22 protein-coding genes, 2 tRNA genes, 1 riboswitch and 1 other annotated feature (1 of these 26 only partly in view) are annotated in these 23,583 nt (G+C 52.5%); of the genes, 22 read left to right on the forward strand and 2 right to left on the reverse strand.

What is annotated here, in order from left to right:
* Nucleotides 1–38 precede the first annotated feature (38 nt).
* The 12 genes from spoVT to aspS all read left to right on the forward strand — a co-directional run bounded on the left by spoVT (nt 39) and on the right by aspS (nt 15,256).
* Entirely contained in the window at nt 39–587 is a 549-nt protein-coding gene (spoVT, locus tag Q5911_RS05925; RefSeq protein ID WP_303181669.1) for a stage V sporulation protein T, read from the forward strand.
* An 82-nt stretch (nt 588–669) separates the two neighbouring features.
* Nucleotides 670–1,044 (forward strand): TIGR04086 family membrane protein, encoded by a 375-nt coding sequence (locus tag Q5911_RS05930; RefSeq protein WP_303181672.1) that lies wholly within the window; start codon nt 670–672, stop codon nt 1,042–1,044.
* A 114-nt stretch (nt 1,045–1,158) separates the two neighbouring features.
* Nucleotides 1,159–1,302, forward strand: a complete 144-nt coding sequence (gene scfA, locus Q5911_RS05935) for a six-cysteine ranthipeptide SCIFF (RefSeq protein WP_033126632.1) — start codon at nt 1,159–1,161, stop codon at nt 1,300–1,302.
* 98 nt (nt 1,303–1,400) lie between these two features.
* On the forward strand, nt 1,401–2,804 hold the full coding sequence (scfB, locus tag Q5911_RS05940) for a thioether cross-link-forming SCIFF peptide maturase (RefSeq protein WP_303181675.1): 1,404 nt from the start codon (nt 1,401–1,403) through the stop codon (nt 2,802–2,804).
* 31 nt (nt 2,805–2,835) lie between these two features.
* Nucleotides 2,836–5,013, forward strand: a complete 2,178-nt coding sequence (locus Q5911_RS05945) for a protein translocase subunit SecDF (protein ID WP_076777082.1) — start codon at nt 2,836–2,838, stop codon at nt 5,011–5,013.
* A 107-nt stretch (nt 5,014–5,120) separates the two neighbouring features.
* Nucleotides 5,121–6,890 carry a single-stranded-DNA-specific exonuclease RecJ gene (gene recJ, locus Q5911_RS05950; protein WP_303181677.1) on the forward strand — a complete coding sequence of 590 codons (1,770 nt, stop codon included), beginning with the start codon at nt 5,121–5,123 and terminating at the stop codon, nt 6,888–6,890.
* A gap of 71 nt (nt 6,891–6,961) precedes the next feature.
* Nucleotides 6,962–7,486 (forward strand): adenine phosphoribosyltransferase, encoded by a 525-nt coding sequence (locus Q5911_RS05955; RefSeq protein WP_303181679.1) that lies wholly within the window; start codon nt 6,962–6,964, stop codon nt 7,484–7,486.
* A 118-nt stretch (nt 7,487–7,604) separates the two neighbouring features.
* Nucleotides 7,605–9,893 carry a RelA/SpoT family protein gene (locus Q5911_RS05960; protein WP_076780783.1) on the forward strand — a complete coding sequence of 763 codons (2,289 nt, stop codon included), beginning with the start codon at nt 7,605–7,607 and terminating at the stop codon, nt 9,891–9,893.
* Nucleotides 9,894–9,960: 67 nt separating this feature from the next.
* Nucleotides 9,961–10,581, forward strand: a complete 621-nt coding sequence (locus Q5911_RS05965; protein ID WP_303181681.1) for an MBL fold metallo-hydrolase — start codon at nt 9,961–9,963, stop codon at nt 10,579–10,581.
* A 119-nt stretch (nt 10,582–10,700) separates the two neighbouring features.
* Nucleotides 10,701–12,176 carry a coproporphyrinogen dehydrogenase HemZ gene (gene hemZ, locus Q5911_RS05970; RefSeq protein ID WP_303181683.1) on the forward strand — a complete coding sequence of 492 codons (1,476 nt, stop codon included), beginning with the start codon at nt 10,701–10,703 and terminating at the stop codon, nt 12,174–12,176.
* Complete coding sequence (gene hisS / locus Q5911_RS05975; protein ID WP_303181685.1) at nt 12,161–13,432, forward strand: histidine--tRNA ligase; 1,272 nt, start codon at nt 12,161–12,163, stop codon at nt 13,430–13,432. Before hemZ ends, hisS begins: the two co-directional genes overlap by 16 nt.
* A 30-nt stretch (nt 13,433–13,462) precedes the next feature.
* Nucleotides 13,463–15,256 (forward strand): aspartate--tRNA ligase, encoded by a 1,794-nt coding sequence (gene aspS / locus Q5911_RS05980; protein ID WP_303181687.1) that lies wholly within the window; start codon nt 13,463–13,465, stop codon nt 15,254–15,256.
* Nucleotides 15,257–15,404: 148 nt separating this feature from the next.
* Here aspS and Q5911_RS05985 read toward each other — a convergent pair.
* A tRNA-Gly gene (locus tag Q5911_RS05985) sits at nt 15,405–15,477 on the reverse strand.
* Between the two features lie 148 nt (nt 15,478–15,625).
* Nucleotides 15,626–15,698 (reverse strand) — tRNA-Gly (locus tag Q5911_RS05990).
* A gap of 150 nt (nt 15,699–15,848) precedes the next feature.
* Here Q5911_RS05990 and Q5911_RS05995 point away from each other — a divergent pair.
* The 10 genes from Q5911_RS05995 (at nt 15,849) to Q5911_RS06040 (ending at nt 23,425) form a co-directional block, all read left to right on the forward strand.
* Nucleotides 15,849–17,135 (forward strand): homoserine dehydrogenase, encoded by a 1,287-nt coding sequence (locus tag Q5911_RS05995; RefSeq protein ID WP_303181689.1) that lies wholly within the window; start codon nt 15,849–15,851, stop codon nt 17,133–17,135.
* Between the two features lie 85 nt (nt 17,136–17,220).
* A riboswitch (THF riboswitch) is annotated at nt 17,221–17,321 on the forward strand.
* Nucleotides 17,322–17,387: 66 nt separating this feature from the next.
* Nucleotides 17,388–17,951, forward strand: a complete 564-nt coding sequence (locus Q5911_RS06000) for a folate family ECF transporter S component (RefSeq protein WP_076777101.1) — start codon at nt 17,388–17,390, stop codon at nt 17,949–17,951.
* Nucleotides 17,952–17,966: 15 nt separating this feature from the next.
* Complete coding sequence (locus Q5911_RS06005; protein ID WP_033126619.1) at nt 17,967–18,398, forward strand: MarR family winged helix-turn-helix transcriptional regulator; 432 nt, start codon at nt 17,967–17,969, stop codon at nt 18,396–18,398.
* Nucleotides 18,399–18,569: 171 nt separating this feature from the next.
* A complete protein-coding gene (locus Q5911_RS06010; protein WP_076777103.1) occupies nt 18,570–19,166 on the forward strand; it encodes a DUF3793 family protein in 597 nt (198 codons plus the stop codon).
* 32 nt (nt 19,167–19,198) lie between these two features.
* Nucleotides 19,199–19,633 carry a flavodoxin gene (locus Q5911_RS06015; RefSeq protein ID WP_281724983.1) on the forward strand — a complete coding sequence of 145 codons (435 nt, stop codon included), beginning with the start codon at nt 19,199–19,201 and terminating at the stop codon, nt 19,631–19,633.
* Nucleotides 19,634–19,684: 51 nt separating this feature from the next.
* Entirely contained in the window at nt 19,685–19,966 is a 282-nt protein-coding gene (locus Q5911_RS06020) for a DUF2325 domain-containing protein (RefSeq protein WP_076777107.1), read from the forward strand.
* 127 nt (nt 19,967–20,093) lie between these two features.
* On the forward strand, nt 20,094–20,942 hold the full coding sequence (gene thyA / locus Q5911_RS06025) for a thymidylate synthase (RefSeq protein WP_226395256.1): 849 nt from the start codon (nt 20,094–20,096) through the stop codon (nt 20,940–20,942).
* A gap of 27 nt (nt 20,943–20,969) precedes the next feature.
* Nucleotides 20,970–21,470, forward strand: coding sequence for a dihydrofolate reductase (locus Q5911_RS06030; protein ID WP_076777111.1), 501 nt, complete (start codon nt 20,970–20,972; stop codon nt 21,468–21,470).
* Nucleotides 21,467–22,723: a glycosyltransferase family 4 protein gene (locus Q5911_RS06035; RefSeq protein WP_303181695.1), complete on the forward strand. Its 1,257-nt coding sequence runs from the start codon at nt 21,467–21,469 to the stop codon at nt 22,721–22,723. Before Q5911_RS06030 ends, Q5911_RS06035 begins: the two co-directional genes overlap by 4 nt.
* Nucleotides 22,724–22,753: 30 nt before the next feature.
* Nucleotides 22,754–23,425 (forward strand): PHP-associated domain-containing protein, encoded by a 672-nt coding sequence (locus Q5911_RS06040; RefSeq protein ID WP_226395254.1) that lies wholly within the window; start codon nt 22,754–22,756, stop codon nt 23,423–23,425.
* Between the two features lie 55 nt (nt 23,426–23,480).
* Nucleotides 23,481–23,583, forward strand: a binding site (T-box leader); it runs 204 nt beyond the window's last position.

Here is a 23,583-nt window from a genome sequence, read left to right on the forward strand (position 1 = left end):
GATAAATGGATAGAATGTAAGATGGAGGAAATTTTTATATGAAGGCAACCGGGATTGTAAGAAGGATCGATGACCTTGGGCGAGTGGTGATCCCCAAGGAGATACGAAGGACCCTCCGGATACGGGAGGGAGACCCGCTGGAGATATTCACGGACCGGGAGGGGGAGATCATCCTGAAGAAATATTCTCCCATTGGGGAACTGTCCGCCTTTGCCAGACAGTATGCGGACAGCCTGGCTCAGACAGCGGGCTGCCTTGTGTGCATCTGTGATATGGATCAGATCGTGGCCGCGGCGGGAAGCGGGAAGAAGGATTTTCAGGAGAAATATATTGCCAGGCCGCTGGAAAAGATGCTGGAAGAGAGGAAGGATATCCTTGCTGCAGAGGGGGAGAAGAAATTTGTCCGGGTCACCGGCGAGGAGGATGACGGGTGCACACAGCAGGTCATCTGCCCCATCCTCTGCGAGGGGGATGTGATCGGCGGCGTCATGATCCTGGGAAGAGACGAGAAGAGTAAGCTGGGGGAGACAGAACTCAAACTGGCCTCCTGTGCGGCAGGATTTCTGGGAAGACAGATGGAACAGTAGAAAAAATTATATGGCACTCATAATCCGTCTGGGCGTTTCATATCCATTAGATAGGAAATAACTGGACAAGGAGAAAGAGAATATGGATAAAAAAGCCGGAAAAGAAACAAAGATACTGTGGGTCCTCAAAGCCCTGCTGCTTTCCTACGTGGTGACAGGAGCCCTTCTCCTTCTGCTGGCCCTTTTGCTGTACAGGCTGCAGCTGGATGAGCAGGCGGTGTCGGCGGGGATCGTGGCCGTCTATATCGTGGCCACGCTGATCGGTGGGCTGACAGCGGGGAAAATGGCGAAGTCGAGACGGTTTCTGTGGGGGCTTGTGACAGGCGCTTTATATTTCGTTCTGCTCATCCTCATCACCCTGGGCGTGTACAGAACACTGGACGGCAGCGGCATTCACATGGTCACAACCTTTGTTCTGTGCGCCGGGGGCGGCATGATCGGGGGTATGATCTCCTAGAAGGCGCGCAAAAGCGAATATCCGGGATAGCTTAAAAGCTGAAAAAATACTTCCAAAACAGTAAGCCTTGTGCTATAATAGCAGAAGTCAAAGATGCGAAGGAGGATGTACAAGATGAAACATGTAAAGACATTAAATACACAGACACTGACAAACACAATGAAAAAAGGCGGCTGCGGAGAATGTCAGACATCATGCCAGTCTGCCTGCAAGACTTCCTGCACAGTAGGAAATCAGACATGTGAACAGAAGAAATAACGGATCGCAATTAAAAAAGAATCTGTTGAGGGGGCAGCGGCTTTCGGCCGCTGTTTCTTGTGGTATGGGAAAAAAGAAAATAGAAAGGGGTATCTGAAGTGATACATCAGTACCGTAATAATGGGTATAACATTGTCCTGGATGTGAACAGCGGGGCTGTGCATGTGGTGGATGAACTCTGCTATGATGTCATTGCCCACCTTGCTGCCGGGGAGGAGCCGGACGAGGCAGCCCTGGACAGGCCGGAGACGCTGGAGGGACTTCTGGCGGCGCTGAAAGACAGATATAAAGAAGAAGAGATCCGGGAGGCCCTGGAGGATGTAAAGGAACTGACCCGGGAGGGAAGACTCTTTACCAGAGATATGTTTGAACCGATGATCAATCAGGTGAAGCAGAGGAAGACAGTGGTCAAGGCGCTGTGCCTCCACATTGCCCACGACTGCAACCTGGCATGCAAATACTGCTTTGCGGAGGAGGGCGAGTACCACGGCCGCCGCGCTCTCATGAGCTATGAGGTGGGGAAGAAGGCCCTGGATTTCCTCATCGCTTCTTCCGGAAACCGCAGAAACCTGGAGGTGGACTTCTTCGGCGGCGAGCCGCTTATGAACTGGCAGGTAGTCAAGGACTTGGTGGCCTACGGCCGGGAGCAGGAGAAGATACATAACAAACATTTCCGCTTTACTGTGACTACAAACGGAGTGCTCTTAAACGATGAGATCCAGGATTTCATCAACAAGGAGATGGACAATGTGGTTCTCAGCCTGGACGGGCGTAAAGAGATCAACGACAATATGCGTCCTTTCCGGAACGGCAAAGGCAGCTATGACCTGATCGTTCCCAAGTTCCAGAAGCTGGCGGACAGCAGAAACCAGGAGAGATACTATGTCCGGGGCACGTTCACAAGGAACAACCTGGATTTCTCCAACGACGTCCTGCATTTTGCGGATCTTGGATTTAAGCAGATGTCCATCGAGCCTGTGGTGGGGGACGAGTCTGATCCCTACGCCATCCGTGAGGAGGACATTCCGAAGATCTGTGAAGAGTACGACCGTCTTGCAAAGATTATGATCGAGAGAGAAAAGGAAGGCAAAGGATTCAACTTCTTCCATTTCATGATCGACCTGGAGGGAGGACCCTGCGTGTCCAAGAGGCTGTCCGGCTGCGGATCCGGCACAGAGTACCTGGCCGTGACGCCCTGGGGCGATCTGTATCCCTGCCATCAGTTTGTGGGGCAGGAGGAATTCCTCATGGGAAATGTGGATGAGGGGATCACCCGGCCGGAGATTGCAGATGAGTTCCGGGGATGCAGCGTGTATTCCAAGGATAAATGCAGGGACTGTTTCGCAAAATTCTACTGCAGCGGTGGCTGTATGGCCAACGCCTACAACTTCCACGGGACCATTCACGAGGCTTATGACATCGGATGCGAGATGCAGCGCAAGAGAGTGGAGTGCGCCATCATGATGAAGGCAGCGCTGGCAGACGCGTCTGATGAAAGATAAAATGCAATAAAAAGAAAAGAGGATGTAGATCATGAACAAGAAAAAAGGCGTACTGAGCCTGATCCTGACAGCAGCTCTGATCATACTTCTTGCCTATACCTGTATCGTCGGCTTCGGCCCCACAGGCACGGGAGCTGCAAAAAATATTAAGCTTGGCCTGGATCTGGCGGGAGGTGTCAGCATCACCTACCAGGTGAAGGATGAAAATCCGACAGATGAGCAGATGAGCGATACGATCTATAAGCTCCAGAGACGTGTGGAGCAGTACAGTACAGAGGCAACTGTCTACCAGGAGGGAGACGACAGGATCAGTATCGAGATCCCCGGCGTGACAGACGCCAACGCCATCCTGGAAGAGCTGGGACAGCCGGGAAACCTGGAGTTCCAGACATCTGACGGCGAGACGGTCCTTACCGGCGCCGATGTGGCTACCGCTTCAGCAAGATCCGGACAGGATGATATGGGAAACACGGAGTACACTGTGGAGCTGGATCTGACAGATGAAGGAGCTCAGAAGTTTGCCGATGCAACAGAGGCCAATGTGGGCAACCAGATCGCTATCATCTATGATGGAGAGACTATCAGCAGCCCGGTTGTCAACGAAGCCATCACAGGCGGAACAGCCTACATTACAGGTGACTTTACATACGAGGAGGCAGAGAACCTGGCGTCCACTATCCGTATCGGTGGCCTTCAGCTCGGGTTGGAGGAGCTGCGCTCCAACGTGGTGGGAGCCCAGCTTGGCGAGCAGGCCGTCAGCACAAGCGTGCAGGCCGGAGCCGTGGGACTTGCCCTTGTATTTGTTTTTATGTGCTTTGTGTACCTGCTTCCGGGTCTGGCATCCAGCCTTGCGCTTCTGATCTATACAGGCATCGTGCTGGTGATACTGAATGCCTTTAATGTGACCCTGACCCTTCCGGGTATTGCGGGTATCATCCTTGGCATCGGTATGGCCGTGGATGCCAACGTCATCATCTTTGCCCGTGTGAAGGAGGAGATGACAAAGGGAAAGAGCGTGAGAAATTCGCTGAAAGCTGGATTCCACAAAGCCATGTCTGCCATCATAGACGGAAATGTGACTACCCTGATCGCGGCGGCTGTGCTTTGGTTCCGGGGAAGCGGAACTGTCAAGGGATTTGCCCAGACGCTGGCCATCGGTATCATCGTGTCCATGTTCACAGCCCTTGTGATCACAAGGATGATCGTGTACGCTTTCTATGCGGTGGGCATTCGCAGCGAGAAGCTGTACTACCGTCCGAGAAAGCAGAGAGAGCCCATCAATTTTGTGGGGAAAAAGGCCATTTTCTTCGCTATCTCTCTGATCCTTATCGTGGCCGGCTTTGGAGTGGCAGGATACAATGCGGCCAGAGGAAACGGGGCCATGAACTACAGCCTGGAGTTCCAGGGAGGTACGTCCACGAATGTAACCTTCAATGAAGATTACAGCATTGAAGAGATCGACGACCAGATCATTCCTGTTGTGGAGGAAGCCACAGGGGACCGCAATGTGCAGGCCCAGAAAGTGGCGGGCAGCAACCAGATCATCTTCAAGACCACCACGCTGGATCTGGATACCCGCGAGGCGCTGAATCAGGCCATGGTGGACAATTTCCAGGCGGATGAGTCGCTGATCACATTTGAGAATATCAGCTCCACAGTCAGCAGCGAGATGCGTATGGACGCCATTGTGGCGGTTATCACTGCCACGGTTCTGATGCTCCTTTACATCTGGTTCCGGTTCAAGGATATCCGCTTTGCAACAAGCGCTGTCCTGGCACTGCTCCACGATGTGCTGATCGTGGCTCTGTTCTACGCGGTGGCAAGGATTTCCGTGGGCAACACATTTATTGCCTGCATCCTGACCATTTTCGGATACTCCATCAATGCCACCATCGTCATTTTCGACCGTATCCGTGAGGAGCTGAAGCTGTCGCCGAAAAACGAGGCTCTTGACAGCATTGTAAACAGGAGTATCACCCAGACGCTGACAAGAAGCATCTATACATCGCTTACAACATTTATCACTATTGCAGTGCTCTTTGTCATGGGTGTAAGCTCCATCCGTGAGTTTGCCCTGCCGCTGATGGTGGGTGTTGTGTGCGGAGCTTACTCTTCTGTATGCATTACAGGCTCCCTGTGGTATGTGATGAAGACAAAGATCGGCGGAAAGAAGAAAGCGGCAGAGAAGACAGGAAAGAAGAAAAAATAATTTATAGAAGACAAAGAAGGGGTGTGCGGCTGGCCGCATGCCCCTTTTTGGACAGGGCGTTTTAGTGTGGAAATAAGACGAGGGAGTGTGCGAAGGAGAGAAATGGGATGAAAGAACGCTGGGTTTTGCTTAGAAAAGGTGCGGATTTTGCCGGGATCGGAAAGAAGTTTCACATCAGTCCCAGGCTCGCCTGCCTGATCCGCAACAGGGATATTGTGGGGGACGAACAGATAGAAAACTATCTCTACGGCACCATAGCTGACTTGGGTGACGGGATGCTGATGAAAGATATGGACCGGGCGGTGGAGATCCTGATGGAGAAGATCCGTGAGGGTGCGCCGATCCGCATTATAGGGGATTACGACATTGACGGCGTCTGTGCCACTTACATCCTTCTGGAAGGGCTGAAGGGACTGGGGGCTGTAGCGGACACGGACATACCGGACAGGATTACAGACGGGTACGGCCTGAACAGGCATCTGATCGACCGGGCTTTTGAGGCGGGGACAGACACCATCATCACCTGTGACAACGGCATTGCGGCCGCAGAGGAGATCGCTTACGGGAAAGGGCTGGGGATGACTGTGATCGTGACGGATCACCACGAGGTGCCCTTTGATGAGGAGGACGGAGAAAAGAAGTATCATTTGCCGCCGGCGGATGCGGTGGTGGATCCAAAGCGGACGGACTGCTCTTATCCATTCAAGGGACTGTGCGGTGCGGCTGTGGCCTACAAACTGATGGAGGCGCTCTATGAGGCCATGGGGAAGGACTCCTCAGATATCGACTATCTGATGGAGGAGGTGGCTTTCGCTACAGTGGGGGATGTGATGGATCTGACCGGGGAGAACCGGATCTTTGTCCGGCAGGGGCTGGAGATGCTGCAGTCCACTTCCAATCTGGGGCTTCGCGCCCTTATGGAGTGTACAGGCATTGACAGAAAGATGGTCAATACCTACCACATAGGGTTTGTGCTGGGCCCCTGCCTGAATGCCAGCGGCAGGCTGGACACAGCCAAGCGGGCGCTGGCTCTTCTTGAAGCCGGGGCAAAGCAGGAGGCAGATGTGCTGGCCGGGGACTTGAAGGCTCTCAATGACAGCAGAAAAGAGATGACGGAAGAGGCGGTGCGCCAGGCGGCAGAGCAGGTGGAACACACAGAGGCGGGCCGTCAGAAGGTGCTGGTGCTCTATCTGCCGGACTGCCATGAGAGCCTTGCGGGGATCGTGGCGGGCAGGATCCGGGAGAGATACTGCCGGCCGGTCTTTGTCATCACCGACAGCGGAGAAATGGCAAAAGGGTCAGGACGCTCCATTGAGGCCTACCACATGTATGAAGAGATGAACAAGTGCAGAAATCTTTTCGTGAAGTTTGGGGGACACAAGCTGGCCGCCGGGCTGACTCTGAAGAAAGAAAATATTGAGAAATTCCGACAGGACATCAATGCAGTGTGCACGCTGACGGAGACAGATATGACAGAGAAGGTGTCCATAGATATGCAGATGCCATTTTCCTGTGTGACGGAGGAGCTGCTGGAAGAGCTGAAACTGCTGGAGCCCTTTGGGAAAGGCAACACAAAGCCGGTGTTTGCAGAGAAAAATGTCTCCATTGTCTCCTGCCGTCTCATCGGTAAAAATCGGAATATGCTGCGGATGCGGCTCTGTGACGGGGCCGGCACGGACATGGATGCTGTGTATTTCGGGGATGCCGTAGGATTCCTGGAGGAAGTGGGGGAAAGATACGGAAAGACGGTGCGGGATCATTTTTTTGAGGGCGGATACCGCCGTATCCGGCTTTCTGTCACCTATTACCCGGGTGTAAACGAATATATGGGGCAGAAAACCATGCAGATTGTTGTCACCCACTATCAAATTGTTTGAAAAAACAGAAAATAGATGATATACTAAAGAATAACATTTTATTGACAGTTGATCTGAAGGAGGCAGTAAGGATGAAGCCAATAGAAGAATATGTGGTCAGTATACCGGATTTTCCTGAACAGGGAGTGATCTTCAGAGATGTGACCAGCGTGCTCCAGGATGCGGAGGGTCTGCATCTTGCGATTGACAAGATGCAGGAGAAGCTGGATGGAATAGATTTTGACGTGGTGGCAGGCCCTGAATCGAGAGGGTTTATTTTCGGGGTTCCCATTGCTTATAATATGAAGAAACCTTTTGTGCCGGTGCGCAAGAAAGGGAAACTTCCAAGAGAGACAGTATCCATTGAGTATGAGCTGGAGTACGGCACTGCTTCCATTGAGATGCACAGGGACTCTATAAAACCAGGACAGCGGGTGGTCATCATCGATGATCTGATCGCCACCGGCGGGACTACGGAAGCCATCATCAAGCTGATCGAGGGGATGGGCGGTGAAGTCGCCAGGATCATTTTCCTCATGGAGCTTGCCGGACTGAAGGGCCGGGAGAGGCTGAAAGACTATGACGTGGACTCTGTGATCATTTATCCCGGAAAGTAAGAGGCGGCAGACAGGTGGGAACAGAGCAGCAGAGAATAAAGAAAAGGAGGAGGGAACAGATATGGCAGTAATGACCTATGAATCGGACAGTAAAAACCGTATTGCGCCCGAATCTATTATGGAAAATCAGATGCTGGGGCTGGAGATTGTGGATGGCCATGCAGTGAAGTCTCCGGAGGATTACCAGGACCCGGAGCAGCTGTACCAGATGCTGATCGCCCGGATCCGAAAGTACCATCCATCGACAGATGTTTCCATGATAGAGAAGGCGTTTACGCTGGCAAAAGAAGCTCATAACGGGCAGTGCCGAAAATCCGGTGAGCCCTATATCATACATCCTCTCTGGGTGGCTATTATCCTGGCAGATCTGGAGATGGACAAAGAGACCATTGTGGCGGGTATGCTCCATGATGTGGTGGAGGATACGGCCGTGACAGACGAGCAGATCCGGCAGGAGTTCGGCGAGGAAGTGGCCCTTCTCGTGGATGGCGTCACTAAGCTGGGACAGCTGTCCTACTCCTCCGATAAGCTGGAGGTGCAGGCGGAAAATCTGCGTAAGATGTTCCTGGCCATGGCGAAGGATATCCGGGTCATTATCATCAAGCTGGCAGACCGGCTCCACAACATGAGAACACTCCAGTTTATGCGCCCGGAGAAGCAGAAAGAAAAGGCCAGGGAGACCATGGACATCTATGCGCCCATTGCGCAGAGGCTCGGTATTTCCAAGATCAAGACAGAGCTGGATGACCTGGCTTTGAAGTATTCTCAGCCGGAAGTGTTTTATGATCTGGTGGATCAGATCAATGCCAGAAAGACGGAGAGGGAAGAGTTTGTCCAGCAGATCGTAGAGGAAGTATCCCAGCACATTAAAAATGCGGGGATCAAAGCAGAGATTAATGGCCGGGTGAAGCATTTCTTCAGCATTTATAAGAAGATGGTGAACCAGGATAAGACAGTGGATCAGATCTACGATCTATTTGCTGTGCGTATCATTGTGGACTCGGTGAAGGACTGCTATGCGGCCCTCGGCGTGATCCATGAGATGTATACGCCTATCCCGGGGAGATTTAAGGACTATATTGCCATGCCCAAGGCAAATATGTATCAGTCTCTCCACACGACGCTGATGAGTTCTGTGGGCCAGCCTTTTGAGATACAGATCCGTACCCAGGAGATGCACAAGACGGCTGAGTACGGTATTGCCGCTCACTGGAAATACAAAGAGTCCAATGATGGGAAGAAGAACGTGAAGGCCCAGGAGGAGGAGAAGCTCAACTGGCTCCGCCAGATCCTGGAGTGGCAGAGGGATATGTCGGACAACAGGGAATTTCTCAGCATGCTCAAGGGGGACCTGGATCTTTTTGCGGAGGAAGTATATTGTTTTACTCCGGATGGAGATGTCAAGAGCCTGCCAAACGGTTCCACACCGGTGGATTTTGCTTACGCCATCCACAGTGCGGTGGGCAACAAGATGGTGGGGGCCAGAGTCAACGGCAAGCTGGTAAATATTGACTATAAGATCCAGAACGGTGACAGGATTGAGATTCTCACTTCCCAGAATTCCAGGGGACCCAGCCGGGACTGGCTGAATATTGTCAAGAGCACCCAGGCCAAGAACAAGATCAACCAGTGGTTTAAGAAGGAATTTAAGGAAGACAATATCGTCCGGGGCAAGGAGCTCATTGCCAGCTATTGCAAGACTAAGACCATTAATCTGACCAACATCATGAAACCCAAGTACCAGGAGGTTGTTCAGAAGAAATACGGTTTCCGGGACTGGGATTCTGTGCTGGCTGCCATCGGCCACGGCGGATTGAAGGAGGGCCAGGTGGTCAACCGGCTTATGGAGGAGTACAGCAAAGAGCACAAGCAGGAGATCACAGATGAGGTGGTATTGGAAAAGGTGGCTGAAGCTGCCAGAAATAAGGTCCATATCGCCAAGTCAAAGAGCGGCATTGTGGTGAAGGGCATCGATGACATGGCTGTCCGGTTCTCCAGATGCTGCAATCCGGTGCCCGGGGATGAGATCGTGGGATTTGTCACAAGGGGAAGAGGACTTTCCATCCACCGGACAGACTGCGTCAACATGCTGCATCTGACGGATGCAGAGCGGGCCCGGCTCATCGACGTAGAGTGGGAGAGCGAGGTGGCTGAGGAAGAGGGCGGCCAGTATCTTGCTGAGATCAAGATGTACGCTTACGACCGCCAGGGACTTCTCATGGAGATCTCCAAGATCTTCACCGAGGCGAAGCTGGATGTAAAATCTCTGAATGTGCGCACCAGCAAAAAGGGAACTGCCACTATTGAGGCGGGATTTATCGTGCACGGACGGGAGGAACTCTCAGCGGTGTCCAAGAAGCTGCAGCAGCTGGACGGTATCATTGATATTGAGAGAGCGGCAGGGTAGAGGATGCCGGAAAACCTGATATAGCTACACGATACACGGAGAATATACACAGAGGTATAGACAGAGTATGAAAATAGAAAAATTTGTCACAGGTATCATCAGCACAAACTGTTATCTTGTCATCAACGAGGAGACAAAGCAGACGGTTTTCATTGACCCGGCGGCCTGTCCCTCTTATCTGATGGGACACATCAAAAGCGAAGGACTGCAGGTGGAGGCTATTCTTCTCACCCACGGTCATTTCGACCATATTATGGGAATCGGCGACCTGCGCAGAGAATTTCCGGTTCCGGTGTACGCCCACGAGGGAGACCGGGAGACTCTTCTGGATCCGTCTTTGAACCTGTCTATCAGCTACACAGACGGCTATACTTTTGACGGGGCTACCTATGTGCGGGACGGACAGACGCTGGAGCTGGCGGGAGCGTCCTTCCAGGTGATCCACACGCCGGGACACACCCCGGGCGGCGTCTGCTATTACCTGGAGAACGAGAAGGTGTTGTTCAGCGGCGACACTCTGTTCCAGAACTCAGTGGGCCGCACAGACTTCCCCAACAGCAGCATGTCGGATCTGATCCGGTCTCTCCGTGAAAAGGTCATGGCGCTGCCGGATGATGTGAAAGTGTACCCGGGTCATATGGGAGAGACTACAATCGGGCACGAGAGAAAGCATAATCCGTTTATTTAACGCAATTCCGGACGTAATACTTTTTAAAAGTATTACGTCCGGAATTGCGTCAACCCCCGTGTAATTGTGCATCGTGTCTGGTGCAACATACACAATAGGAAGGATGGACATACAAGATCATGATTTTTTTGAGCTGCAGCAACGACATGTATACATACAATACTTATCACCTTGCCAAGGCGTTTTTCCCGGAGGAGGATGTGCAACAGAATGTATCAGAGGAGATGGAAGATGTCTTTCGGATCACCTTCCCGGACGGCAGTGTCTTTGTGGTGAAGAAGGAGGATATCCCGGCGGAAGAGGACCGGAGCCGGAAAAAGTACGCTGTGGACGTGGCGCTCTATAAGGCCTGCAGAGAGTACACAGGAAAGGAGCTTGCCTGGGGGATCCTGACAGGCGTGCGCCCCACCAAGATCGCCATGCAGAAGCAGGAGCAGGGAATGGATGAGGAGTCCTTTGTAAAATGGTTCGGGGAGGACTCTCTTGTGAGCCCCGGGAAGGCTGTCCTTGCCTGGCAGATTGCCGGCCGTGAGAAGAAGATCCTGGGGCGGCTGGACTACCGCGACGGCTACAGTCTCTACGTGGGTATTCCTTTCTGCCCCTCTGTGTGCAGCTACTGCTCTTTCAGCTCCGGCCCCATTGATCTGTGGAAGGATCATGTGGAGGATTACCTGGGGGCACTGATGAAGGAGCTGGAGTGGATCGGGCAGAGAGCAGGGCGTCAGGGAAAGAAGCTGAACACGGTCTACATTGGCGGCGGTACCCCCACTACGCTGAGTGAGGAGCAGCTTGAGCGGCTGTTGTCCTGTATCGACCGCTGCTTTTCCCGGGAGCATCTGCTGGAGTACACGGTGGAGGCGGGACGCCCGGACAGCATCACGGAAGGGAAGCTGAAAGTGCTCCGGGCTCACGGCATCACCCGCATCTCTATCAATCCCCAGACCATGCAGCAGAAGACGCTGGATCTCATCGGGAGACGGCACACGGCCCGGGAGATCGAGGAGAGCTTTTACATGGCACGGAGCCTTGGGTTTGACAATATCAATATGGATCTCATTGCCGGGCTGCCGGGGGAGACGGCCGCTGACATGGCGGACACGCTGGAGAAGATCAGCGCCATGGGGCCGGACAGTCTGACGGTCCACTCCCTTGCCATCAAGCGGGCGGCAAAGATGGGACAGGAGAAGAGCACCACAGGCAGCATCGCGTCTCTTGCCGGGGATCCGGCGGCGATGGCCCGGGAGCTGTCCGCCATGATCGAGGAAGCCTACGGGGCTGCGCGCAGCATGGGTCTTTTCCCCTACTACCTGTACCGCCAGAAGAATATTGCCGGCAATTTTGAAAATGTTGGCTTTGCAAAGGTTGACAAAGCGGGAATTTACAATATACTTATTATGGAAGAAAAACAGACCATTATTGCTGCGGGAGCAGGTTCATCCACCAAGATCCTGCTGGATGAACCTATCATTGTTCCGGGCAGCAGACATGGCAGAAAGACAACACTTGTGCGGGTGGAAAATGTAAAAAATATCAGAGACTACATCACCCGTATTGATGAAATGATAAATCGAAAAGGAGAATGGTTATGGCGCTGAAGAAAAAGCCGGTCACAGGCATGAAGGATATTCTGCCCCGTGAGATGGAGATCAGGGATTACGTGATCCAGATGATCAAGGATACTTACAAAACCTACGGATTCATGTCCATGGAGACTCCCTGTGTGGAGCACATCGAAAATCTGTGCAGCAAACAGGGCGGGGACAATGAAAAACTGATCTTCAAGATCCTGAAAAGAGGAGAAAAGCTGAAAATAAAGGAAGCCCAGGAGGAGATGGACGTGGTGGACGGAGGACTCCGCTACGATCTGACAGTGCCTCTGGCCAGGTACTACTCCAACCATTCCAACGAGCTCCCATCCCCCTTCAAAGCCCTGCAGATCGGAAATGTATGGCGGGCTGACCGTCCACAGAAGGGGCGTTTCCGCCAGTTCGTGCAGTGCGATATCGATATTCTGGGAGAGGCCGGCAACCTGGCTGAGATCGAGCTGATCCTTGCCACCACGGCCATGCTTGGAAAGATGGGATTTGAAAATTTCACGGTCTGCATCAATGACCGGAATATCCTGAAGGCCATGGCTGCCTACAGCGGATTTGCAGAGAAAGACTATGACGAGGTCTTCATCATCCTGGACAAGATGGACAAGATCGGCCCCGAAGCCGTGGCCCAGGAACTGATGGAGCTTGGCTACACAAGGGAAAATGTGGACACCTACCTTCGGCTCTTTGACGAGACGCCGGGAGACGTCAGCGGCATCCGCTACCTGAAGGAAAAGCTGGGAGAGTATCTCAGCGATGAGACGGCAGAGAACATGGAGATGATCATGTCCAGCGTGGAGACTGCGAAGGAAGCGGAATTCAAGATCCGTTTCACCCCCACCATGGTGCGCGGGCAGTCCTACTACACAGGCACTATCTTCGAGGTGGTCATGGATGACTTCGGCGGTTCCGTGGCAGGTGGAGGCCGCTACGACAAGATGATCGGGAAATTTACAGGGCAGGATACACCGGCCTGCGGATTTTCCATCGGCTTTGAGCGCATCGTCATGCTGCTTCTGGAGAACGGTTACCAGGTTCCTTCAAAAGGGGAGAAAAAGGCATATCTCATGGAGAAAAACATGCCGAAGGAAGGCGTGCTCAAGGTACTCTCCCTGGCAAAAGAGGACAGGAAGGCCGGAAAACAGGTGCTGGTGGCCAACATGAAGAAAAATAAAAAGTTCCAGAAGGAGCAGCTTACTGAGGAAGGATACGACACCATCATTGACTGCTACGCAGACTCAGTAGACAGATTATAATAAAGATATAATGAAAAAGGAGAAGAGAAAATGGCAGAGTCAATGCAGGGCTTAAAGAGAACCCACCGCTGCGGGGAACTGTCCGTTGCCAACATCGGCGAGACAGTCACCATCATGGGCTGGGTGCAGAAAAACAGGAATAAAGGAGGTCTCGACTTTGTAGATGTGAGAGACCGGTCCGGTATCATACAGGCAGTGTTTGAGGAGGGCAAGACAGACAGCGCCCTTCTTGAAAAAGCGGCAAAACTCCGTGCGGAGTATGTAGTTGCCATTGTGGGCAAAGTGGAGAAACGTTCCGGCGCTGTCAACACAAACATCGCCACCGGGGAAATCGAGATCATCCCGGAGGAACTGAGAGTGCTGTCTGAGGCGGAGACCCCTCCCTTCCAGGTGGAAGAAAACTCAAAGACAAAAGAAGAAGTGCGTCTTAAATACCGCTATCTGGATCTGCGCAGACCGGACATGCAGAGAAACCTGCTGATGAGAAGCCAGGTGGCCACACTGACCCGCCAGTTTCTTGCAGACGAGGGATTTCTTGAGATAGAGACGCCGGTTCTTGTGGGAAGCACACCGGAGGGAGCCAGGGATTACCTTGTGCCAAGCCGTATCCACCACGGGCATTTCTACGCGCTGCCCCAGTCTCCCCAGCTTTTCAAGCAGCTTCTCATGTGCTCCGGATGCGACCGCTATTTCCAGCTTGCAAAATGCTTCCGGGACGAGGACCTGCGGGCAGACCGTCAGCCGGAGTTTACCCAGATCGACATGGAGCTTTCCTTCGTGGATGTGGATGATGTGATCGACGTCAATGAGCGCCTTCTGGCAAAACTGTTCCATGAGGTGCTGGGCGTGGAAGTATCCCTTCCGATCCAGAGGATGACATGGCAGGAGGCCATGGACCGCTACGGTTCCGACAAGCCGGACATCCGCTTTGGCATGGAACTGAAAGATGTGACAGAGACTGTAAAAGACAGTGAATTTGTTGTCTTTAAAAATGCTATCGAAAACGGCGGCACGGTCCGGGGTATCAACGCCAAGGGACAGGGCGCCATGCCGAGAAAGAAAATCGACAAGCTGGTATCTTTTGCAAAGGACTTCGGCTCAAAAGGACTTGCCTACATTGCCATCCAGGAGGACGGCACAGTGAAATCCTCTTTTGCCAAATTCATGACAGAAGAGGAGATGAAAGCCCTTATCCGGGCCATGGAGGGAGAGAACGGCGACCTTCTTCTCTTTGCGGCTGACAAAAATAAAGTTGTCTGGGATGTGCTGGGCAACCTGAGACTTGAGCTGGCCCGCCAGATGGAGCTCCTGGACAAAAACGAGTACAAGTTTATCTGGATCACCGAGTTCCCGCTTCTTGAGTGGAACGAGGACGAAAACCGCTACACAGCCATGCATCACCCGTTCACCATGCCTATGGAGGAGGATCTTAAGTACCTTGACACAGATCCCGGCAGGGTGCGTGCAAAAGCCTATGATATTGTGCTGAACGGCAATGAGATCGGCGGCGGAAGCGTTCGGATCTTCAACCCGGAGATCCAGAGCAAAATGTTTGAGGTGCTTGGATTTACACCAGAGAGAGCGCAGGAGCAGTTCGGCTTCCTTCTGACTGCCTTCAAGTACGGTGTGCCGCCTCACGCAGGACTGGCCTACGGACTGGACCGCCTTGTCATGCTTATGGCAAAAGAGGACAGCATCCGCGACGTGATCGCCTTCCCCAAGGTGAAAGACGCCTCAGATCTTATGACAGAAGCACCTACACTGGTTGACCAGAAGCAGCTGGACGAGCTGGGACTGGCTATTGTGGAGGAAGAAGAGAATTAGTTTTCCGGTTGGATAATAGAACAGCAGGGATATCTCGTGACAGAGATGTCCCTGCTGCTTTGTGATGATGGGAGATCCTGAGCGGTGCGCGTGGAGAGTGATACAAAAAAAACGGAAACCTGTTATTCAGATTTCCGTTCTTTTTTAGAGCGACAGACGGGGCTCGAACCCGCGACCCCGACCTTGGCAAGGTCGTACTCTACCAACTGAGCCACTGTCGCATTTGTTTATTTTGTTCACTCGGAACAAAAAATAATATACTACAGGAATTAGAAAAAGTCAATACTTTTTTAGGAAAATATTTTATCTGCTCTGGGAGAGCTGGAGAAAGAAAAAAGACACAGCATACAAAGCTGTGTCTTCTAAAAGAGCGACAGACGGGGCTCGAACCCGCGACCCCGACCTTGGCAAGGTCGTACTCTACCAACTGAGCCACTGTCGCATTTCTCTGTTCTGTTTTCTCAGAACAAAAATTACTATACTATATGTTTGGGGAAATGTCAACAACATTTTTGAAAAAATTATTTTTCTGGAGCACTGCCCTAAAGTGTGCTATACTTTACCCCATGAAACAAAAGAAGGGAGAGAAGGTATGAAGACACAAAAGACAATCAGGGCAGCACTCCTTGGGTTTGGAACAGTGGGAGGAGGCGTGTACAAGCTCCTCGTGAGAAGGAAAGACGAGCTGGCGGACAAGACAGGGGCATCCATGGAGATAGGCGCTGTCCTTGTCCACAATATCCATAAAAAGAGAGAGGGCGTGGATCCGGCTCTGCTGACGGACGATTTTGAGAAAATTGTAAATGATCCTTCCATCGCCATTGTGATCGAAGTCATGGGAGGCATAGAGCCGGCCAGGACCATGATCCTGCGGGCGCTGCAGTCCGGGAAAAATGTGGTGACGGCAAACAAGGATCTGATAGCGGTGCATGGCGGCGAGCTGTTGGCGGCAGCGAAGGAAAACGGTGTGGACCTTCTCTTTGAGGCGGCAGTGGCCGGCGGTATTCCTATCATCCGGCCTCTGAAGCAGTGCCTGGCAGGCAATGAGCTCTCCGATGTGGTGGGGATCGTCAATGGGACGACGAACTATATCCTGACCAAAATGTTTGAGGAGAACAAAGACTTTGATGAGGCCCTCGAGAGGGCGAAAGAGCTGGGGTATGCGGAGGCGGATCCAACGGCGGATATCGAGGGACTGGACGCAGGGCGGAAAGTGGCGATCCTGGCATCCACGGCCTTTCACTCTCCGGTAGTCTTTGACGATGTGTATACAGAGGGGATCACAAAGATCTCGTCCAGTGACATCAAGTACGCAAAGGAATTTGAATGTGTCATCAAACTGCTTGGAATCGCCAGGGAAAGACGGGGGCAGATGGAAGCCTACGTCTGCCCTATGCTCCTTCCCGAAGACCATCCTCTTGCCACGGTCAGAGGGTCGTTCAATGCGGTGTTTGTGCACGGCGATGCAGTGGATGATGTCATGTTCTACGGGCGCGGAGCCGGCGAATTCCCCACAGCCAGCGCAGTGGTCGGTGATGTTATTGATGTGATGAGGAACATGGAGTATGGCTGCATGGGAAGGATCGGGTGCGGGTGCTACCGAAGCGTGCCTGTGAAAAAATTCAGGGACGTGAAAAATAAATTCTTTATCCGTATGCAGGTGACCAACCGCCCCGGGGTGCTGGCGTCTATTGCGGGAGAGCTGGGAAGACACAAGGTGAGCATCTCCAAGGTGGTGCAGAAGGTGATCACCAAGGGAAGCGCAGAGCTGGTCATTGTCACAGAGGAGGTAAAAGAGTATCATATGAGTGAGGCTCTGGAGGACCTGAAAAGGCTGGAAGCAGTGCAGGAGGTCAGCAGCGTGATCCGCAGCTACTAGAAGCGGACGGGGTTAGAAGCGGACGGGGCTGGACAGAGTAGGGGGAAGTGTGTTACAATGAGCCGGTAAACAATAGAACAGACGAAGCAGAGTAGGAAGATGCGCGTTAAGTGCCGGATGGACGGGGAGTTGCCAGCCGGACGAAAAGCAAGAGTGCTTGCGGTGCATATTCCGCATCCCGCTGCTACACATAGACAGAAAATGCCTGCTTATGGGTAGCTTTAAGGACTACTTCGAAAGGAGGTATTTTTTATGAAAAAAATGAGACAGATGTTTGCGGACTCTCTCGGAGAGCTGCAGGATGTGAGAAAACTTTCGGTTATGGCTATGATGCTGGCCCTGGCTGTGGTGTTGGGCTTTTACGCCACTGTGCAGGTGGGGGATTTCCTGAAGATCGGCTTTGCCTTTATCCCCAATGAGCTGACAGGCATGCTTTTTGGGCCTGCGGCAGGAGGGCTGCTGGCCGCTCTGGCAGACATTGCCAAGTATCTTGTAAAGCCAGTGGGGGCCTTCTTCCCCGGATTTACAGTGAGTGCACTGCTGGGCGGCGTGATCTACGGGGTAGTGCTCTATAAAAGGCCTCTCAGCCTGAAGAGAGTCATTGTGGCCAACACGCTGGTGACGGTGTTTGTCAATCTGCTCCTGAATACATACTGGCTGACCGTGCTCTACGGCAGTGCTTTCGGGGCGCTTCTGCCGGCCAGGATCCTGAAGGAGGCCATTCTTCTTCCCATAGATATCCTGCTCTACTACGCCATTGCCAGAGTGCTGGGGCGTGCGAGAGCGTTTCATGGACTGCAGGGAGCTGCGAAATAGTGAAAGGATGATCGTATGCAGGAAAAACTCCCCCTTGGTTTTCTGTTTAAACAGATCAACAATGTATATGAAAAAGAGGTCAATAACAGCCTGCGCACTCTTGGGATCACAGCGTCCCAGTGTGCGGTGCTGGATTATCTGTTCCACAGCCGGAAGGAGGAAATCAACCAGAAGGATGTGGAGCGTGCCCTCAGCCTGAAAAATCCGACTGTGACAGGACTGCTGAAGCGGCTGGACGAGAAGGGGTATATCCTCATCGTTCCAAGTACAAAAGACAAGCGCTGCAAAAATATTTATCTGACAGAGAAAGCCTACGATATCCGCAGAAGGATGGAAGCAGACCGCAAAAAGGTCGATAAGAGGCTGACTATCGGCATGACAAAAAAAGAAGTGCAGGCATTGCGAAAGATGCTGGACAAAGTGCTCTATAATGTGGCTGATCCTTAGGGGATGCAGCCACTTTTTTATTGCCCGGAATGAAGGGCCCCCGGGACGTGTGGATTCTTCTGAAAAGAGGTGAATGAGAAAACTTATCAACAAAGATATTGAAAACCATTTTCAACTGTGCTATAGTAACAAAAAGCAAATGATAATCAATTTCAAAAAAAGGAGGAACCAATGCCAGTTGAAGTGATCTCATATCTCTTATCAGAAAGTGACAGGGAGAGAAAGCTCCAGTCACAGCTTGTATTGCAGTGCGCCCCTTTTCTGAAGGGGATCAAGGCCTCTGCCATTACAAATCTGCCCGCACATGACGGAAAGATGCTGAAAAAACTACTGGCGGGGACGGGGATATCTTACAAGGTGCTTGCCGTAAGAAAAGACAGATGCCTTGTATTCCTGTACAGGAAGGTCAGTTTTGAACGGCATATAAGCCGCAGGGAAAATGTGGATTTTCTTGCGGATTTTGGGTACCGGGAGGGATCTGCTGAAAAACTGCTGGAGAGACTGGCAGACAGGATCGGCATGTATGCCGGACGGGAGACGGTCTTTCCTCACGAGATCGGCGTTTTCCTGGATTACCCTCTGGCCGATGTGGAAGGTTTTATCCGAAATGACGGAAAAGATTATCTGCTGTCAGGTTACTGGAAAGTGTATCACGATCCGGACGGGGCGCAGGCATTGTTCCGGGCCTATGATCATGCCAGGGACTGTGCGGTGCGGGAGCTTCTCCAGGGGAGAAAGATGCGTGAGATTGCCGTACAGGCAGCCTGATTTATTTCTGAAAAAAAGGAGGATACAAGAATATGAGCATAGCAGTTGTATATTGGAGTGGAACAGGAAACACACAGGCCATGGCGGAGGCTGTTGCCAGGGGGATTGTGGAAGGCGGAGCAGAGGCTGAGCTTCTGCCAGTCGACCAGGCAGATCCGGCAAAGATAGCGGCAGAGGATGCATTTGCCCTGGGATGCCCTTCTATGGGGGCGGAAGAGCTGGAAGAACTGGAGATGGAGCCTTTTGTACAGGCCTTAGAGGGACTGGTTTCCGGGAAGAAGATCCTTCTCTTTGGTTCCTACGGCTGGGGTGACGGCGAATGGATGCGCACCTGGGAAGACAGGATGAAAGCAGCCGGAGCAGAGCTTGTCGGTGGACAGGGTGTGATCGCAAACGAAGCGCCTGATAAGGAGGCGCTGGAGGCCTGCGAAAAAGCCGGGGAAACTCTGGCGAACGCGGCACAATAACGGCACTCAGAATGGAAGAGGCACCCATAACCGGGAGAAAGGAGCGCAGGTATGAGCGTTGTCATCATAGGCGGAAATGAGCGGATGGAATGTCAGTACAAAGAGATATGCAGGAAATATAAATGTAAGGCAAAGGTGTTTACAAGGATGGCCGGCAATCTGAAGACACAGATCGGGCAGCCGGATCTGATCATCCTGTTCACGTCCACTGTGGCGCACAAGATGGTCCACTGTGCCCTCAAAGAAGCAGAGCGCTATGATGTGCGGGTGGAGAGATCACACAGCAGCAGCGCCAGCGCCCTGGATGGCATTCTGAAAGAGTGTTTCGGCTAGTTAAGGATCTGGCGCAGGGAACCAATGGTTGAACAAGAAGTCCTGAACTGCTATAATATTCATAGCGCCCGAAAAAAAGTAGCCTGGCAAACAGGCGAAAAAATCAGGGCAGATAACGGAGGATGATATGAGTTACGCAGATCAGGTATTTATTCATATGTGCCGGGATATCATAGACAACGGCACCAGCACGGAAGGGGAGAAGGTGCGCCCCGTGTGGGAGGACGGAACACCGGCTTACACAGTCAAGAAGTTTGGCGTGGTAAACAGATATGACCTGTCAAAGGAGTTCCCGGCTCTCACCCTGCGCCGGACAGCCATCAAGAGCTGCACGGACGAGCTTTTGTGGATCTGGCAGAGAAAATCCAACAATATCCACGATCTCCACTCCCACATCTGGGACAGCTGGGCTGACGAGAACGGGTCTATCGGGAAAGCCTACGGCTATCAGATGCAGGTGAAACATCAGTATAAGGAGGGGATGATGGACCAGGTGGACCGGGTGATCTATGACCTGAAACACAACCCATACAGCAGGCGCATCATGACAAACATGTACGTGCATCAGGATCTCCATGAGATGGGTCTTTATCCATGTGCCTACAGCATGACCTTCAACGTGACCAAGGAAAAGGACAGTAACAGACTCACGCTGAACGGGATTCTGAACCAGCGCTCCCAGGATGTGCTGACGGCAAACAACTGGAATGTGTGCCAGTATGCAGTGCTTCTGCATATGCTGGCTCAGGTCTGTGACATGCAGGTGGGAGAGCTGGTCCACGTGATCGCAGACGCCCACATTTACGACCGCCACATCCCCATGGTGGAGGAACTGATCGCCAGGGAACCCCTTCCGGCGCCCGGATTCTGGCTCAATCCGGAGGTCAAAGACTTTTACGACTTTACACCGGAGGATGTGAAGCTCATCGATTATCAGACACATGAGCAGATCAAAAATATACCGGTGGCTATCTAAAACAGGGGAGAAAATAGGGAGGATGCTATGAATCTGATCGTAAATGTAGATAAAAACTGGGCCATTGGCAAGGATAACAAACTCCTTGTCAGCATTCCCCAGGATATGAAATTTTTTCGGGAGACAACCACAGGAAAAATAGTGGTCATGGGGAGAAAGACGCTGGAGAGCTTTCCGGGAGGGCAGCCCCTGAAGAACCGGACCAACATTGTGCTCACCACAGATCCCGACTATAAGGCGGGGGATGCTGTCATCGTCCACTCTATGGAAGAGCTTATGGAAGAACTGAAAAAATATGCCAGGAAGGATATTTTTGTCATCGGAGGGGAGAGCATCTACAGAAGCCTTCTTCCATGGTGCAGGAAGGCCTATGTGACCAGGACGGATCATGCCTATGACGCGGATACATGGTTCCCGGATCTGGATGTGGACCCGGAGTGGAAGATGACCAAGACAAGTGACGAGCAGACCTATTTTGATCTGGAGTATTATTTTACTGTCTATGAAAGGATCGCCGGGGGAAAATGAGGATCTTGAGCGTTACCGCACAGAAGCCGGACAGTACCGGGAGCGGGGTCTATCTTACAGAGGTGGTGCGGGAGCTGGGCCGCGAGGGACATTTGCAGGCGGTCCTTGCCGGTGTATACCGGGAAGATGAGGTCTGCCTTCCCGGAGGCGTGGACTTCTTTCCTGTATACTTCCGGTCAGAGGAACTGCCCTTTGCCATCCCCGGGATGTCTGACAAGATGCCCTACGAGAGCACGGTCTACAGTACTATGGATGACCGGATGGTCCGCGTCTATATGGAGGTTTTCCGCCGTAAGATCAAAGAAGCGGTGGAGTCTTTTCATCCGGATCTGATCCTTTGCCATCATCTGTACCTTGTCACAGCCCTTGTGCGGGACTGTGCGCGTGAGATTCCTGTATACGGTTTCTGTCACAACACGGATCTGCGGCAGATGAAAAAACATGATCTCCAGAGAGATTTTATCTGTGAGCACATGAGAGAGCTGGACGGCATTTTTGCCCTCCACCAGGCACAGAAAGAAGAGATCCTGGAGATGTACAAAGTGGAGGAGAGCCGGGTGCGCATAGCGGGAACAGGCTACAATGACCGCATTTTTTTCAGGAAAGCAGACAGAGCAATGGAAGAAGAAAAGGCGAATGATGGCGGGACATCACACCCTGTTCGCCTTGCGTTTGCGGGGAAGGTGAGCCAGGAAAAGGGAGTGGCAAGCCTGATCCGCAGCCTGGCCCTGGTGGAGACAGGAGGAAGAGAGCTGCAGCTTACGCTGGCCGGAGGGAATGGAGACGAGGGTGAGCTGGGCAGGATACGCACTCTGGCGGAGGCGTGTCCCTGTCCGATCATTTTTGCCGGCAGGCTGCTCCAGGAAAAGCTGGCGGATGTGTACAATGAAAGCGATGTCTTTGTGCTGCCGTCTTTCTATGAGGGACTGCCCCTTACTGTCATGGAGGCGCTTGCCTGCGGCTGCAAGGTGGTGGTGACAGATCTGCCGGGGATTCGCCCCTTCATGGAAACCTATGTGTCTCACGCACCTGTCTTCTATGTAGAGCCTCCCCGGATGAGGCGGGGGGCCGAGCCCTGCCCGGAGGATCTGCCTGTCTTTGAGAGGAAGCTGGCAGAGAAGATCGGAGAAAGCATCTGCGCGGAGCAGGTGCGCGGACCGGATCTGGACCGGATTTCATGGAAAGCAGTCTGCGGGAGAATCCTGGAGGCGGCAGCTGGCAGCGAAAGCGGCAAATCATTCAGAACAAATTGATCTGCATGGGCAGAGGAGAGGAGGACGGGCGTGTTTATCGACCTGCATATGCACGAGATGCGCAATTCCGGAGACAGCTTTCTTGCACTGGAGGAAATCGTTGAGATTGCGAAGAAAAAAGGATTGGATGCTATCTGTATTACGGATCACGACAACATGGATATACGGGAATTTGCAAGGGAGTATTCCCGGAAGATCGGCTTCCCCATTTTCGTGGGGATCGAGTTCTACTCCCTGCAGGGGGACATCATCGCCTACGGCATCGATGACTATCCAAGAGAGCGGATCAGCGCCCAGGCATTTATCGACCTTGTCAGGGAACAGGGCGGAGTCTGTTACAGCGCCCACCCTTTCCGCAACAACAGGAGGGGGATGGAGGAACATCTGGACGAGGTGACAGGCCTGTCCGGCATCGAGGTGCTGAACGGCAGCACCCACCGGGATGCCTGTCTGACAGCGGCATCCTACGCAAAAAAGCTGAACCTGATACCTGTGGGAGCCAGCGACTGCCATGTCCCGGAGAAGGTGGGAGTCTGCGCCACGTATTTCCCCATGGAAATCCGGTCTGAGGAGGATCTTGTACAGGCTTTTAAGACCGGCGGCATGAAGCCGGCTTACTATGAGAACGGGGCGTACCACATCGTGGATATGGATGCCCCGGAGGCAGACTTTCCGGATGAAGTGTGGATGAAAAAAGAATAAAAAAGTCAGTTGACAATTGACAGGTATATCAACTATAATAAGAGAAATTATCTGAATAAATGCAATGACAAGGAGGAGTACATAGATACCGGAAGCCAAGAGAGAAGATGGATGGTGGAAATCTTCGTGATGGATGTATGGAAGTAGCCTTCGAGCAG

Source organism: Lachnoclostridium phocaeense (assembly GCF_959599685.1).
GTDB lineage: Bacteria > Bacillota > Clostridia > Lachnospirales > Lachnospiraceae > Claveliimonas > Claveliimonas monacensis.